At 64.3% G+C, this 15,374-nt stretch carries 13 protein-coding genes; 7 read left to right on the top strand and 6 right to left on the bottom strand.

Annotated features, from left to right (window positions below; genetic code table 11):
• The first annotated feature begins 169 nt into the window (after nt 1-169).
• Together ACTEK7_RS30520 and ACTEK7_RS30515 are read left to right on the top strand one after the other, a co-directional pair.
• Nucleotides 170-445 carry a hypothetical protein gene (locus ACTEK7_RS30520; protein WP_225148162.1) on the top strand — a complete coding sequence of 92 codons (276 nt, stop codon included), beginning with the start codon at nt 170-172 and terminating at the stop codon, nt 443-445.
• Nucleotides 446-934 (top strand): phage holin family protein, encoded by a 489-nt coding sequence (locus tag ACTEK7_RS30515; RefSeq protein ID WP_036007507.1) that lies wholly within the window; start codon nt 446-448, stop codon nt 932-934.
• 9 nt (nt 935-943) lie between these two features.
• On the opposite strand, the gene ACTEK7_RS30510 is transcribed toward ACTEK7_RS30515, so the two are convergent.
• On the bottom strand, nt 944-3,637 hold the full coding sequence (locus ACTEK7_RS30510) for a bifunctional acetate--CoA ligase family protein/GNAT family N-acetyltransferase (RefSeq protein WP_225148161.1): 2,694 nt from the start codon (nt 3,635-3,637) through the stop codon (nt 944-946).
• Nucleotides 3,638-3,701: 64 nt separating this feature from the next.
• Nucleotides 3,702-4,535 (bottom strand): universal stress protein, encoded by an 834-nt coding sequence (locus ACTEK7_RS30505; RefSeq protein ID WP_225148160.1) that lies wholly within the window; start codon nt 4,533-4,535, stop codon nt 3,702-3,704.
• Nucleotides 4,536-4,713: 178 nt separating this feature from the next.
• On the opposite strand from ACTEK7_RS30505, the gene ACTEK7_RS30500 reads away from it, so the two are divergent.
• The 3 genes from ACTEK7_RS30500 to ACTEK7_RS30490 are packed head-to-tail and all read left to right on the top strand — an operon-like array spanning nt 4,714 to nt 8,245.
• Nucleotides 4,714-5,697: a zinc-dependent alcohol dehydrogenase family protein gene (locus tag ACTEK7_RS30500; RefSeq protein ID WP_225148159.1), complete on the top strand. Its 984-nt coding sequence runs from the start codon at nt 4,714-4,716 to the stop codon at nt 5,695-5,697.
• 23 nt (nt 5,698-5,720) lie between these two features.
• Nucleotides 5,721-7,259, top strand: a complete 1,539-nt coding sequence (locus tag ACTEK7_RS30495) for a bifunctional aminoglycoside phosphotransferase/ATP-binding protein (RefSeq protein ID WP_225148187.1) — start codon at nt 5,721-5,723, stop codon at nt 7,257-7,259.
• Nucleotides 7,259-8,245, top strand: coding sequence for a CHAD domain-containing protein (locus ACTEK7_RS30490; RefSeq protein ID WP_225148158.1), 987 nt, complete (start codon nt 7,259-7,261; stop codon nt 8,243-8,245). Before ACTEK7_RS30495 ends, ACTEK7_RS30490 begins: the two co-directional genes overlap by 1 nt.
• Here ACTEK7_RS30490 and ACTEK7_RS30485 read toward each other — a convergent pair.
• Nucleotides 8,242-10,068 (bottom strand): PHA/PHB synthase family protein, encoded by a 1,827-nt coding sequence (locus ACTEK7_RS30485; protein WP_225148157.1) that lies wholly within the window; start codon nt 10,066-10,068, stop codon nt 8,242-8,244. The genes ACTEK7_RS30490 and ACTEK7_RS30485 overlap by 4 nt on opposite strands.
• A gap of 205 nt (nt 10,069-10,273) precedes the next feature.
• On the opposite strand from ACTEK7_RS30485, the gene ACTEK7_RS30480 reads away from it, so the two are divergent.
• Nucleotides 10,274-11,002 (top strand): CBS domain-containing protein, encoded by a 729-nt coding sequence (locus tag ACTEK7_RS30480; protein WP_225125662.1) that lies wholly within the window; start codon nt 10,274-10,276, stop codon nt 11,000-11,002.
• 12 nt (nt 11,003-11,014) lie between these two features.
• Here the strand turns inward: ACTEK7_RS30480 and ACTEK7_RS30475 are convergent, their stop codons facing one another.
• From ACTEK7_RS30475 to ACTEK7_RS30465, 3 genes are all read right to left on the bottom strand, one after another.
• Nucleotides 11,015-11,473 carry a RidA family protein gene (locus ACTEK7_RS30475; RefSeq protein ID WP_109143015.1) on the bottom strand — a complete coding sequence of 153 codons (459 nt, stop codon included), beginning with the start codon at nt 11,471-11,473 and terminating at the stop codon, nt 11,015-11,017.
• A gap of 21 nt (nt 11,474-11,494) precedes the next feature.
• On the bottom strand, nt 11,495-13,186 hold the full coding sequence (locus ACTEK7_RS30470) for a benzoate-CoA ligase family protein (protein WP_225148156.1): 1,692 nt from the start codon (nt 13,184-13,186) through the stop codon (nt 11,495-11,497).
• Nucleotides 13,187-13,330: 144 nt separating this feature from the next.
• Nucleotides 13,331-13,822, bottom strand: a complete 492-nt coding sequence (locus ACTEK7_RS30465) for a MarR family winged helix-turn-helix transcriptional regulator (RefSeq protein ID WP_036007554.1) — start codon at nt 13,820-13,822, stop codon at nt 13,331-13,333.
• A gap of 278 nt (nt 13,823-14,100) precedes the next feature.
• Here ACTEK7_RS30465 and ACTEK7_RS30460 point away from each other — a divergent pair, with 278 nt between their 5' ends.
• A complete protein-coding gene (locus ACTEK7_RS30460; protein ID WP_036028956.1) occupies nt 14,101-15,276 on the top strand; it encodes an ABC transporter substrate-binding protein in 1,176 nt (391 codons plus the stop codon).
• The last annotated feature ends 98 nt before the right edge of the window (nt 15,277-15,374 follow it).

Below are 15,374 nucleotides of genomic sequence, written 5' to 3'. Positions count from 1 at the left end.
CCTCATCGGGACAATCGGTCCCCATTCAGCCGGCATTTCTAGGCCAGCATGTGGCGGCCGGATTGACCTGTCTCAAGACCCCGAACGGGCTCCGCCTCTTGACGCAAATCAAGCGCGATCGCACAGGCTGGTCTTAGGCTCCTTTGAATTTAATGAGGACACCAAATCCATGTTCGACAGTGACAGGATGAGCGAGGAATTGCGCACGCTGAAGGTCGACGTCACGCACTTGTTGAGCACCGCCGGCGAGGAGATGTTCGAGAGCTCGAAAGCTCGCACTGATGCGCTCGCCGATCAGATCAGGGCCGCACCCGCCGAGCTCGGCGAGACCGTCGAACAGGAGGGGGAGACGCTCCAGGGCCTCGTTGCGGAGCGTCCGGTCACATCGCTCGCCTCTGCCTTCGCGCTGGGTGTGGTTGTTGGCTTCATGCTGAGGAGACACTAGGTGAATACCGAGAATGTCGTCAAACATCTGCGCGTGCTGTGGCGCACCGACAGGATCATCGCCGACATCAGGCTGCGCCATTTGCTGATCGGCCTCGGCCTGCGTGCCTTCGCGGCGCTGATCGCCGCGTTCGGGCTGCTGATGCTGGAGCTGTCGGCCTATTTCGCACTGGTGCAGATCTGGAGCGCAATTACCGCGGCTGCCATCCTCGGCGCCGTCAATTTCGTCATCGCGGCCGCTCTCTTCCTGATCGCCGGCCGCGCTCCGTCGGGGCGTGACATCGAACTCGCCAACGAAATTCACGACACCTCCATCGAAGCCCTCCAGCTCGAGGCCCGTGCGCTCCAGGCCCAGGTGTCGGGCGCGGTGCACCACCCGCTGAGCACGATCGTGCCGGTGCTGCTGCCGCTGATCGCGATCATCATCAAGACTCTGCGGACGACGGCCAGGTCGTCCAATGATGCCAGTTCGGCCGAGGCGCAATCGTAGCCGACACGCTCAGAGCTTGAGCCTGACGTCGCAGATCTCAGGCTCGGCCGGGTCCGGCTTGACCTCGAAGCCGAGCTGCCGGCACATGTCGAGCATCACGGTATTCTCCTGCAGCACGTCGCCCGATATGGTCTTCAATCCTTCCGACCGCGCGTAGTCGATGATCAGCTGCATGAGGGCCCAGCCGAGCCCCCTGCCCTTGAGGTCGGACCGCAGCAGGATCGCGTATTCGCCGGTCTCGTAGATCGAGTCGGAATGGAGCCGGACCACGCCGACCATTTCGCCGCTGGCCTCCTCGAATGCGATGAAGGCCATCGCGCGCGCATAGTCGAGCTGGGTCAGGCGTGCGATGAATTCGTGGGTGAACTCCTTCATCGGGGCGAAGAAGCGCAGGCGAAGGTCGTGCGCCGTGACGTGACGCAGGAATTCGTGGATGGTCGGCTCGTCCTCGGGGCGCATGGGCCGCACGAAGATGCGCCAGTCCTCCTTGAGCTTGAGGCGTCGCTCCCATTGCGACGGATAAGCGCGAACGGCGAAATTGGCCGGGCCGGAGCCGGCGAACTTCCGCTGTGGCGGTCCGACCGCGACGCGGGCGTCCACCGCGGTCACGCCGGTTTCGTCGGCCAGGAGCGGATTGATGTCGAATTCGCGGATCTCGGGAATGTCGGCCGCCATCTGCGCCAGCTTGACCAGCACCATGGCGACGGCGTCGTGCTTCACCGCCGGCACGTCCCGATAGGCCTTCAGCAGCCGCGACACGCGCGTGCGGTCGATCAGATCGCGGGCCAGTTGCAGGTCGAGCGGCGGCAGCGCCAGCGCCTTGTCGTTGATGATCTCCACCGCCGTGCCTCCGCGGCCGAAAACCACCACCGTGCCGAAGGTCGGATCGTCGGCAAGGCCGAGGATCAGCTCGCGCGCCTTTGCCTTGACGACCATGGCCTGGACGATGACGCCGCCGATGCGCGCCTCGGGCCGCAGCTTCCGCGCTCGCGCAAGAATGTCCGTCGCCGCCGCACGGACCGCCTCCGGCGACGTCAGATTGAGCACGACGCCGCCGACGTCGGATTTGTGGGTGATGTCGCGCGACATGATCTTCAGCACGACGGTGCCGCCTTGGGCGAAGATTTCCTTTGCATAGGTCACCGCCTGCTCGACATCTGCTGCCGCATAGGTCGGCACCATCGCGATATCGTAGGCTTCGAGCAGGTGCTTGATCTCGACGGGTTCGAGCCACTGGCGGCCGTCCGCGATCGCGGCTGTGACGATCTCTCTCGCCCCGCTGGCATCCGGAACGAACGTATCGGGCATCGCGGGAGGCACCTGGGTCAGCTCCTCCACCACTTCGCGGTGCCGGACCAGATGCATGAAGCCGCGCACGGCGTCGTCCTCGGTCGGATAGTTCGGCACGCCGGCGCTGGAGAGTGCCTGGATGATGTGCTGATCGGCGCCGACCCAGGCCGCCAGCACGGGCTTTGCCCATCGCCGGTGCTGCTCGCGATACTTAGCCACGAGCTCCGTCACGGTCTTGGCGATCTCGGCGGCCGATGCGATCGCGGTCTGCACATTGAGGACGAGGACTGCGTCGTTGTCGCGATCGGCCAGCAGTTCCTCCAGCGCCGCTGCGTAGCGCGCAGCATCGGCGTCGCCCACGATGTCGACGGGGTTTGCACCGGACCAAGTCGGCGGCAGCGCCGCATCGAGCTTCCTGTGCGCATCAGTCGAGATCGTCGCCGGAATACCGCCGAGCTCGACCAATCGATCGACGGCGAGGACGCCGATGCCACCACCGTTGGTCAGGATGGCGAGACGCTTTCCGGTCGGCGATTCGACGCGGCCGAGTGTCTCGGCACAGTCGAACAGCTCGCGCAGGTCGGACACCCGCAGCACGCCCGCGCGGCGGAACGCCGCGTCATAGACGGCGTCGGCACCGGCGAGCGCCCCGGTATGCGTGGCAGCGGCCTTCGCACCCTGCGCCATGCGGCCGGACTTCACCACGACGACGGGCTTCACCCGCGCGGCGGCGCGCGCCGCCGACATGAACTTGCGCGCGTCCTTGATCGCCTCGATGTAGAGCAGGATCGCGCGGGTCTTGTGATCCATCGCGAAATGGTCGAGCAAATCGGCAATGTCGACGTCGATCTGATCGCCGATCGAGACGATGCCGGAGAAGCCGACGCCGCGCTGCGCGGCCCAATCCACCATGCCGGCGGCAATGGCACCCGATTGCGAGATCAGCGCGAGGTTGCCGGCCCCCGGCATGTGCGCGGCGAAACTGGCATTCAGGCTGACGCCGGGCATCATGATGCCGAGGCAGTTCGGCCCAATCAGCCGCATGCCGTGTTTGCGGGCGGCAGCGCTGGTCGCCTCGTGCAGCGATCCCGGTCCCTGGCCGAGACCGGCCGAGACGATCAGCGCACCCGCAGATCCGCGACGGCCGGCCTGCTCGACGATGCCTGGAATCTCGCCCGCGGGCGCGGTGACGACGACGAGCTCGGGCACGAAGTCCAGCCTGTCCAGGCTCTTCACCGCGGCGAGGCCGCCGATCTCGGCGTGGCGCGGATTGACGAGGCCAAACCGCCCCTTGAATCCCGCTTTCCGAATGTTTTCCAGGACCGCGCGTCCAACGGACGCCGGACGCGCGCTCGCGCCGACGAGCGCAACCGAGCGCGGCGACAGCAGGTTGTTCAGACGATAAGTCGACATGAAAACAAATGCGCCGCGCCAGCGGCGGTTCCGATGATTGGACGATCCGGCTGGAAGAAGACGCCTAGTGCGAGATCATAACCCAGCATGGTGGCTGGCCAATGACGGTCTTTGTCACACCGCCCCACACGATCTCGTTCAGGCGAGAATGATGATAGGCGCCCATCACGATGGCATCGATGCCATGGGAATTCGCCCAGCTTCCCAATACTTTGCCGGTCGAGCGGCCGCCCCCCTTCGTGGTTTCGAACGAGGCAAAGACGCCGTGTTCCCGCAAATGGTCGACGAGTGCCGTTCCGGATCGGACGACCGCGTCCGTCTCGTCCTCCGCCACGGTCAGCACACGAACCGAACTGGCAGCCTGAAGAACAGGCAACGCATCGCCGACCGCACGCGCGGCCCGTGCAGAATGATCCCAGGCAATCACGACGTTCTCGAACTCGGGCCTGAGCTCGTCGGCGCGATGTTCGGGACAGAGCAGAAGCGGCCGGCCGGATTCGAACAACAACGCCTCCACGATGGTCTCCGTTCGACTGTCATGCGGTTTCACGGGAACCAGCGCGAGGTCGCTGAAGCGGGCGTGCTCGGCCAGGATCGCTCCGATCTGATCCGCAGGCACCTTGCCCGACCGGCCCTGGGCGCGGACGTTGGCGCAGCAAGCCGCATCGGTGAATGCATTCAGCAGCTGCTGCATGTCGCTCGCCTCGAGGCTGGCCTGCGCGAATTCGCGATCGTCAGGCAGCATCACCTTCGGTCGCTCGAAAACATCTTCCTCGACCGCGAGCGCGGTGATCCTGGCGCCGAGATCGGCGGCGACAGAAACGCATTTCTCGATCGCAACCAGGGCTGGCCCGCGCGGCTGGCCGACAAGGGGCAGAAACACATCCTTGATGGGCATCGGAATTCTCCTGAGCCACCATGATAGGCGGGCTGTCGTCGAGACCCTTGATCCGCGTCAAGACCGGGGGAAACTCCGTCCGATCAGCCCGGGAAACAGGCGTTGACTGACGTCAAGGACTGGCCACTCGGCCGTTCTATGGATACTTCAGTCGGAGCGGTTCGCCCCGGAGACAGACATGCGTGCGATGGTGTTGCCGACCCCACGAGCGCGGCTCCGGATGGAGGAGCGGCCCGACCCGATGCCGGGCGAGGGTCAGATCCGGGTGAAGATCAGCGCCTGCGGTGTATGCCGGACCGATCTTCATCTCGTCGATGCCGAGCTGCCCGGCATCCGCTATCCGATCGTGCCTGGCCACGAGATCGTCGGCCGGGTCGACCTCATCGGCGCGAATGTGACGACACATGCGCCTGGTGACCGGGTCGGCATTCCCTGGCTCGGCTTCACCTGCGGAAAATGCCGCTTCTGCCGCGAGGGTATGGAAAACCTCTGTGATGCACCGCTGTTCACCGGCTACACGTGCGACGGCGGCTACGCGACCCACACCATCGCCGACGCACGTTACGCTTTTCCGCTCGGCGAGGCCGGCAGCGACGTCGAGATTGCGCCTCTGCTCTGCGCGGGGCTGATCGGCTGGCGCTCGCTGGTCCTGGCCGGCCCCGCCGAGAGGCTCGGTCTCTATGGCTTCGGCGCGGCCGGCCACATCATTGCGCAAGTCGCGGCTTGGCAGGGACGCTCCGTCCATGCATTCACGCGGGCCGGCGATGCCGCTGCACAAGATCTTGCCCGCCGTCTCGGCGCTGTCTGGGCGGGGTCATCGGACCAGGTGCCCGACGAGCCGCTCGACGCCGCGATCATCTACGCGCCAGCCGGCGAGCTGGTCCCGGCGGCGTTGCGCGCCGTGCGCAAAGGCGGTCGCGTCGTCTGCGCCGGCATCCACATGACCGACATTCCAAGCTTTCCGTATGATTTGCTGTGGCAGGAACGGCAGCTGGTCTCGGTCGCCAATCTGACCCGGCAGGATGGCCTCGATTTTCTCAAGGTCGCGCCGCAAGCCGGCGTGCGCACCGAGACGACGGCGTTTCCGCTCGATCAGGCCAATGAGGTCCTGACCATGCTGCGGAATGGCCAGATCCTCGGCGCGGCCGTGCTGACGCCCTGATGGTGCTTGCCATGTCCGCTTCGATGAAGGATGACACGGCGGCTCAGGAGCGCATCTTTCGGATGCTGACCGACCATCCCGGCGTGATGCGCATCGACACGCATGCCGCCTCGGTGTTCCTGGACGCAAAGCGTGCGCTGAAGATCAAGCGCGCCGTCCGGTTTCCCTTCCTCGACTATTCGACGCTCGAAAAGCGCAAGGCGGCCTGCGAGGAGGAGATCCGGATCAACCGGCCCCTGGCGCCGCAGATCTACCATGGCGTTGTGGCGATCACGGAAGAGCCGGATGGATCGGTGAAGGTCGAGGGCGCCGGCCGGCCGATCGAGTATGCGGTCGACATGTCGCGCTTCGACGAAAGCAGGACGTTGGATCATCTGGCCGAGGCGGGACCGCTGGACGCGAAGCTTGCCTCGGCCGCCGCTGACGCAATCGCCGCTTCGCATGCGGCGGCGACGCGCGCCGACGGAAAGGCATGGGTCTCCTCCATTCCGGCCCTGATCGACGGCAACACGAATGGTCTGCGGGCCGGCGGCCATGTCGGCGCAGACGAAATCGAGCAACTCGGCAAGGCTTCGCATGCGGCCTATCTGCGTATTCGTCCCCTGCTCGCAGAGCGCAGCCGCCGGGGCTTCGTGCGCCGCTGCCATGGCGATCTGCATCTGGCAAACATCGTTATGATCGATGATCGACCCGTGCTGTTCGACGCGATCGAGTTTGATGCGCAGATGGCGACGGTCGACGTGCTCTACGATCTCGCATTCACGCTGATGGACCTGTTGCAGCACCACCAGCCGAGCGCGGCAAACATAGTGCTGAACCGCTATCTCGCCGCGACGCCGGCCGACAATCTCGATGCGCTCTCGACCCTGCCGCTGTTCATGTCCATCCGGGCGGCGATCCGCGCCCAGGTGGCGCTGGCGCGACTGAAACCGCCGTACTCCGACGATCCCGGCATCGTCGACCAGGCACGGCGTTATTTCGACCTCGCCGGGACGCTGATCCGTCCTCCTGCTCCGCGTCTGATTGCGGTCGGCGGACTGTCCGGCACCGGAAAGACCGCCTTGGCGCACGCGCTCGCGCCGGTCGTGGCACCGGCGCCGGGCGCCGTCGTGCTGCGCAGCGATCTCGTCCGCAAGCAGATGTTCGGGGTCGAAGACACCCACCGCTTGCCGCCTTCAGCCTATACGCCGGAGGTCACGGCCTGCGCCTATGACACGCTGGTGCAGCAGGCCCGGCGGGTGCTGGCGCAGGGCCATTCGGCGATCGTCGACGGCGTATTCGCGCGCGAGGACGAACGCGATGCGATCGCGGCGCTGGCGCGCGAATGCAACGTGACGTTGAACGGGCTGTTCCTGGTCGCAGACCTTGCAACCCGGCAAGCGCGCATCGGCAACCGCCGGGGAGACGCATCGGACGCCACGCCGGAGGTTGCCGCGCTGCAAGAGCACTATAATATCGGCCATGTCGGCTGGGCGACCATCGATGCATCCGGGACACAAGAGCAGACGCTTCAGAACTGCCGGAACGTCATCGCTGAGGGGCAAACAAGGCAATCAGACTGATGCGGGCAAGGAAGTCGCGACCCACCACGCGCTCGACGGCAAATACGCATGCCAAGCCGGCAACGCGGCGCAATGTCCTGCCCGCCCGCCTCAGCCCCGGCATGGCCTGCGACACGGCCTTCCGCATCATCGCCCGCCGACACCTCGGCGCGGTGATCGCTCAGCACGACGGCACCTGCCGCGGCGATCCGGATGCGCTGCACCAGATCCGGATCGCACTAACGCATCTGCGGACTGCCATCCGCTTCTTCTCGCCAATGGTCGACGATAACGTGCGACCGGAAGTCTGGGCCGAACTGAAATGGCTGAACAGTCAGCTCGGCATGGTGCGGGACCTCGACGTGGCCATCGAGCGGATCGTCGCAGAGAGTAGCGACGAGCTCGCGGTGGTCGCCGAGCTTCAGCGCTGGGACGAAAAACGCGCGGAGAGTCATCGGCTGCTGGCGCGTGCGCTGCAATCGGCGCGGTATCGCCGCCTGGTCGAGCAAACCTCGACGTGGATCGAAAGCGGCCCCTGGTCGACCCGCCGCAGCAAGGAAGCGATGCGGTTGCGCCGCTGCACCCTCGCCGACCATGCGACGGAGCGGCTGACCGAGTGGGAGACGACGCTGCTCAAGAAGGCCCGTAAGCTGAAGAAGCTCGATGTCGAGAAACGTCACAAGCTGCGGCTCCTCAACAAGCGGATGACCTACTCGGTCGAGTCGCTTGCGGATCTGTTCGCCGATGGGGTGGCGACGAAACAGAAGTCCATCCTCAAGCAATTGCGCAAGGCACAACGCTCGCTCGGTCAATTGAACGACGATGCGCGCGGACAGGCACTGGCGGCCTCGTTGAATGGCGCCGGAATCGATGCCAGCCGTCGCTTCCTCAACCGCAAACGCGAGAAGAAGTTGTTGCGGAAGGCGTCAACGGCCTATCGCAAATTGGACAAGGCCAAACCGTTCCGCTCCTCGGATCTCACGCCGAGATCGGAGCCGGAGGCTTAGGTGTGGACGTAGTCCCCCGGCGCATCCGGCAGGCCGAGGGCGTCGCCAAGTCCGATCTGCGGCGGATCGCAGGGCGCGCCGGAACGTGCCGCCAGCCAAGTGGTCCATTCCGGCCACCATGAGCCCTCGACGCGCGGGGCCAGCTTCAGCCATTCATCCGCACCGATATAGGGCGCATCGGCAGCCTTGGTCAGCACCTGATAAAAGTGGCCCTCCTCCTGCGGAGGCGCCACGACACCGGCATTGTGACCGCCGCTGGTCAACAGGAACGTTACGTCGGCATCGACCTGATAATGGATCTTGTAGACGGATCGCCAGGGCGCCACGTGATCGGCGAGCGTGCCGACCACGAACATCGGTGTGTGAATGTCGGACAGCGAGACGCTCCGGCATTCGACCCGATAGCGACCTTCCGCCAGATCGTCGTTCAGGAACAGCTTACGCAGATACTCCGAGTGCATGCGATAGGGTAGCCGCGTGGCGTCGGCATTCCAGGCCATCAGGTCGCTCGGTGGCGAGCCGTCGCCCATCAGATAATCACGCGAGAGCCGCGACCAGATCAGCTCGTTGGAGCGCAGGAGCTGGAACGCGCCTGCCATCTGTGTCGTGTCGAGATAACCGCGCTGCCACATCATGTCTTCGAGGAAGGCAACCTGGCTCTCGTTGATGAAGAGCGTCAGTTCGCCGGCCTCCGTGAAATCGGTTTGTGCGGCGAGAAGCGTGACGGTGCCGAGACGGCTATCGCCGTCCCGCGCCATGGCCGCCGCGGCAATCGACAGCAACGTCCCGCCAAGGCAATAGCCGAGCGCATGGATCTTCCGGCCCGGCACGATCTGCCCGATCATGTCCAGCGCGGCCATCACGCCCAGCTTGCGGTAGTCGTCGAAGGCAACATCCCGATCGTTCGCATCCGGATTGCGCCAGGAGATCGCGAAGACGGTGAAGCCCTGAGCGGTCAGGTATTTGACCAGGGAATTCTGCGGCGACAGATCGAGGATGTAGTACTTCATGATCCAGGCCGGCACGATCAGAATCGGCTCCGGCCGCACCTGCGCAGTCGTCGGATGGTACTGGATCAGCTCGATCAGGCTGTTGCGGTAGACGACCTTGCCGGGCGAAGCCGCCACCGTCTTGCCAACGACGAACTGATCCTCGCCGGCCAGCTTCGAGCCGGAGAGCAGGCGCATCAGGTCGCTGCACCAGTTCTGCCAGCCGAACACGAAGTTCTCCCCGCCGCTTTGGAACGCTTTTTCCAGCACCTGCGGATTGGTGGCGGCGAAGTTCGAGGGCGCCAGCATGTCGAGCATCTGGCGCATCGAGAACTCGACGATGCCCTCATTTGCGTGCGACACGCCGCGTATGCCGGTCGTGGCATCGTGCCACCAGCGCTCGGTGAGCAGAAACGCCTGCGCAAGCAGATTGAACGGCGCGGCTTCCCATTGCCGGTCCTTGAAGCGGCGATCCCGCGCCTGCGGCCGAATGACGGACCATGGTTCCTGCGATGTCGCGTGAGCGGCAGCTTCCAGGAAGCGGCCTGAGTCGCGGAAGATATTGCGGAAGAGCTCCATCTGGTGCTGAGGCGCCGCCGCAAGATGCGCGCCCCAGTCGAGCCAGGCGAGCGACAAGGCAACAGGCGAGATTCCGCCCGTGAACCGCGCCAGCATGGCATGAAACGCGCGATCGAGTGGATACGAATCCGTTGTTTGCGGGCAAGTGCAGTCAGCCGGCGTGCCTGCGACCCTTTCGGAAATCCCGGCAGCCGGCCTGATAGCGGGAGCTTGCAGCGGCGCTTCGGCCCGCGGGAAGATCTTCACGACGCTCATGGCTCATTGTTCCTGCGGGCTTCTGTTCTACGCCTGCGGCAGGATATGGCGACGCTTCCAGTGCGCGTTGAGCTGCATCAAATCGCGGCACGGATCAAAATCGGTCAATCAAGGCAAGCTTTCTCCGCTTGACCTGAGTCAAACCGCACCCCGATGGATTCACTAGGCTTTGTCCATTGAAATTGACATGCCAGCGGAGTTGTTCATGCGCGCCCACCAGATCATGACCCGGTCGGTCATCTCGGTTACCCCCGACACCAGCATCGTCGAGGCCGCCAATATCATGCTGAAGCGACATGTGAGCGGCCTCACGGTGGTCGACGCTACCGGCAAGCTGGTGGGCGTGGTGTCGGAAGGAGATTTCATCCGGCGCAGCGAGATCGGCACCGGGCGCAAGCGCGGGCGCTGGCTGCGGTTCATCCTCGGTCCGGGCAAATCCGCCAGCGACTTCGTTCACGAACACGGCCGCAAGGTCTCGGAAGTGATGACCGACCTGCCCGTAACCATCACCGAGGATACGGCGCTTGCGGAGATCGTCGATCTCATGGAGCGAAACAACGTCAAGCGGCTGCCGGTGGTGCGCGGCGACAAGGTCGTCGGAATCGTGTCCCGCGCCAACCTGTTACAGGCCGTGGCCGGGCTCGCCCGCGAAGTGCCGGATCCGACCGCGGACGACGACCACATTCGCAGCCGCATCATCGACACCATGGAGAAGAACGACTGGTGCCCGTTCGGGCTGAACGTCATCGTCCGCGACGGTATCGTTCATCTCAGCGGCGTCATCACCGAAGAGCGCGCTCGGCAAGCCGCGATCGTCGCCGCGGAAAACGTCGAGGGCGTGAAGAAGGTGCACGATCATCTCTGCTGGGTCGACACCATATCCGGCGTCTATCTCAACTCGCCCGAAGACGACGAGCTCGCCAAAGCGAGCTGATCGCCGCGGAGTTCAGCTCGGAATGACGGCGGTGGCTTCGATCTCGACGCGCGCCGCCTTCTCGACGAGGCGGACGACCTGTACCAGGGCCATCGCTGGATAGTGCGTTCCGAAGACGTCGCGGTAGATCCTGCCGAGCTCCTTCAGATTGGCCAGGTACTCGTCCATGTCGACGACGTACCAGGTCAGGCGCACGAGGTGCTCGGGCCGGGCACCGGCCTCGGCCAGGATCGCTGCGATGTTGTCCAGGGTCTGGCGCACCTGCGCGACGAAGCCGTCGGCGAGACGCTCCTCGGCGTCCCAGCCGATCACCCCGCCGGTGACGACGATGCGTCCTTCGGCAGCCATGCCGTTGGCATAGCCCTTCGGCAGCGGCCAGCCTGACGGCTGCAGGATCTGCGCCTTGGTGCGCGTTCCATCCTCGGCTGCGGTCGGCAGGACCGCGAGTTGCGGGCTTTTCGGCGTCGTCACAGACAATTCTCTATCCTTCTCTCATTCCGCGGCGACGCCTGAGGACGTCACTGCAGCCTGCGCCAACTGCCGCAGGGCAAAGCGCTTCAGCTTGCCGGTCTCGGTCTTCGGCAATTGCGCGACGAACTCGATGGCGCGCGGATATTTATACGGCGCGATCTCGCGTTTGACGTGCTCCTGCAACTCGGCCACGAGCTGAGCGTCAGGGGTCACGCCGGGCGCGGCAATGACATAGGCTTTGACGATCATGCCCCGCGCCTCGTCCGGCGCGCCGACCACACCGCATTCGGCGACCGCCGGATGCGTAAGCAGCGCCGCTTCGACGTCAGTTCCTGCGATGTTGTAGCCGGCCGACACGATCATGTCGTCGGAGCGCGACTGGTACCAGAAATAGCCGTCGCTATCCATCAAATAGGTGTCGCCGGTGATGTTCCAGCCGTTCTGGACGTATTTCCGCTGCCGCTCGTCGGCCAGATAGCGGCAGCCGGTCGGCCCGCGCACGGCGAGAAAGCCCATCGTTCCGGGCGGCACGTCGCGGCCCTCATCATCGACGATCTTGGCTTCATAGCCCGGCACGGGCTTGCCGGTGGCGCCGGGGCGGATCTCGTCCTCGGTCGCGCTGATGAAGATGTGCAGCATCTCGGTCGAGCCGATGCCGTCCATCAGCTTGATCCCAGTCGCCTTAAGCCAGGCATCGAATGTCGGCTTGGGAAGGGTCTCGCCCGCCGAGACGCATTTGCGGAGCGAAGAAATGTCGCGGCCTGCGAGCTTGCCAAGCATGGCGCGGTATGCGGTCGGCGCCGTGAAGCAGACCGTGGTCTTGTGCTGCTCGATCGCATTCAGAATGTCGTCCGGCGTCGTCTTCTCCAGCACAACGAAGGAGGCGCCGATATGCATCGGAAACAGCACGCCGCCGAAGCCGAAGGTGAAGGCGAGCGGCGCCGAGCCGATGAAGCGATCGTTTTGCACGGCGCGCAGAATGTTGCGCGCATAGCCGTCACAGACCGCGAGCATGTCGCGATGGAAATGCATGGTGCCCTTGGGATCGCCGGTCGTGCCCGAGGTGAAGGCGATCAGGCAGATGTCGTCGGCGGCGGTATCGACCGCCTCGAACTCCGGGCTGACATCGGCGATCAACGCTTCCAGCGAATCCGCCGCGCCATTGCCCCAATAGACGACCCGCTCGAGACCGGGCGCAGCAGCTTTCGCCTTCTCCATCTCCTCGGCGAGCTTTCCGTCGCACAGCGCCAGCGTGATCTCCGCCTTCTGGATCGGATAGGACAGCTCCTTGGCGCGCAGCAGCGGCATCGTCGCCACGCAGATTCCACCGGCCTTGATCACCGCGAGATAGGTCGCAACCATCATCGGATTGTTGGCCGAGCGCAGCAGCACACGCCCGCCGCTGACGAGACCGAGCTTGCCAACCAGCACATTGGCGATGCGGTTCACCAGCGCCTGCAGCTCGCGATAGGTGTAGCTGACGGCCGGGCTGATGACGCAAGGGGCATCGCCATGGCCCTGCTCGACCCAGCGATCGAGGAAATAGCTGACGCAGTTCAGTCGCGGCGGATAGTTCAGCTCCGGCCGCGTGAAGATGAATTCGGGCCAGAGCTCGCGCGGCGGCAGATGTTGCCGCGCGAACGTATCGACATGGGCCGTCGCGGCGCTGCCGTCAGACGAGCCCGTCCCTTGAATCTTGGCGGCGTTGGCCATCGCACGCTCCTTTCAGCATGGATTGCACCCGGCAGCACGATCTGGAAAACATTTTAGGCTTAAAACAATTCGGCGCAATAGGGGATTTTGGGCATCCCGTGCTTTTTCATGCGGCAAAGGGTGTCGGGCTGTCGCGCCCGCAGGCTACGGCCGGCGGCGGGCGGCCGATTTCTGCGCGGACGCCTTGGTCTTGGCGAGGAGGCGCATCAATTCGCGCACATCCTTCGGGGAGAGATCGGCGAACAGATCGGCGATCCAGGTCTCGTGCTCGGCGGCCATCCTGCGGAACTCGGCACGCCCGAGCTTGGTCAGCCGGATCACCTGGACGCGGCGATCGGTGTCTGAGGTCCGCCGGTCGAGATGGCCTGATTCCACCAGGCGCTCCACGAGCCCGGTCACATTGCCGTTCGAGACCATCATGCGCTTGGAGACATCTGACAGGGTCATGCCGTCAGGCGCCTTGTCGAGCTGTGCCATCAGGTCGAAACGCGGCAACGTGACGTCGAACCGCTGCCGCAGCCGGCCGCGCACCTCGCCCTCGATCAGCGTCGTGCACGTCAAGAGCCGCAGCCACAGCCGAAGCTCTTCGGCGTGGTCCTCCGGTGTTTCGACAACCTTGGTCTCGGAATCGAGCATGTCGATGCAGTCACTCACGGCCGGCCATGGCGCGGGCACGGAATCCCCAACGTTTTGAGCTTCAAATAAATCCGCGTCGGCCGCAAGTCCAAAGCTGCAACAATCGACCGCACGCCAGTTTCTTTAGGCTTCAAATAATTGGCGCGCAGCTTGCATGCATCGCTGCTCGCACGATGCGACGCCCCGCGCTCGGCTTGCCGGGACCGCCGTCATCGGCATAAGCTTTGGATTGGAGTACGTGGCTTGCAGCGCAAGCCAATCGTCACGAGGGACAGATCATGAAGACGAAAATAACCTTGGCCGCAGCTGCGATGCTACTCGGCACCGTGGTGACCCCTGCCCTCGCCCAGGAAAAAATCAAGCTGGGTGTGATCGTGACCCTATCGGGGCCCGCCGCAGCGCTGGGCCAGCAGGTTCGCGACGGCTTCGCGCTCGCCGTGAAGGATCTCGGCAGCAAGATGGGTGGCCGCGATGTCGAGGTCGTCGTCGTCGACGATGAGCTGAAGCCGGATGCTGCGGTGACCAAGGTGAAGGGCCTTCTGGAACGTGAGAAGGTCGACTTCGTGGTCGGGCCGATCTTCTCCAACATCCTGCAGGCCATCCACCGGCCCATCACGGAGTCGAAAACCTTCCTGATCAGCCCCAATGCCGGTCCCTCGACCTTCGCCGGCAAGGATTGCAACCCGTTCTTCTATGTGACCTCGTATCAGAACGATCAGGTGCACGAGATCCTCGGCAAGGTCGCGCAGGATCGCGGCTACAAGCGGATGTACCTGATGGTGCCGAACTATCAGGCGGGCAAGGATTCGGTGGCTGGCTTCAAGCTGGACTACAAGGGCGAGATCGTCGAAGAGTCCTACATGCCGTTGAACACGTTGGATTTCCAGCCGGAGCTCTCCAAGATTTCCTCGCAGAAGCCCGATGCACTGTTCACATTCATGCCGGGCGGCCTCGGCGTCAATCTCGTCAAGCAGTACCGGCAGGCCGGGCTCGCCGATACTATTCCGGTGCTCTCGGCCTTCACGGTCGATGAATCGACCCTGCCGGCACAGCAGGATGCGGCGGTGGGCATGTTCGGTGGCGCGAACTGGGCGCCCAATCTCGACAATCCCCAGAACAAGAAGTTCGTTGCCGCCTATGAGGCCGCCTACAACAGCGTTCCCGGCACCTACGCCTTCCAGGCCTATGATGCCGCGATGCTGATCGACAGCGCAGTCAAGGCCGTGAAGGGCAATCTCTCCAACAAGGAGGCCGTTGGCGCCGCGTTGAAGAAGGCCGACTTCACCTCGCTGCGCGGGGCCTTCAAGTTCAACAACAACAATTATCCGATCCAGGATTTCTACCTGACCAAGGTCGCCAAGCGTCCGGACGGCAAGTTCCAGACCGAGATCGTGCAGAAGGTCTTCGAAAATTACGGCGACCGCTATGCCAAGGACTGCAAGGCGTCGAACTGAGCATGATCCGGACCCGAAGGGCCGCACTAGCGCAAAGTGCGCAGCGGTTTTCCGATGAAGATCATGCTCTGACAATAGCCGCGCAGCGCGCTACGGGA

The organism is Bradyrhizobium sp. JHI2711 (genome assembly GCF_056156565.1).
Note: the sequence above shows the minus strand (reverse complement) of the source record. Positions and strands in the feature narration are given on the sequence as shown.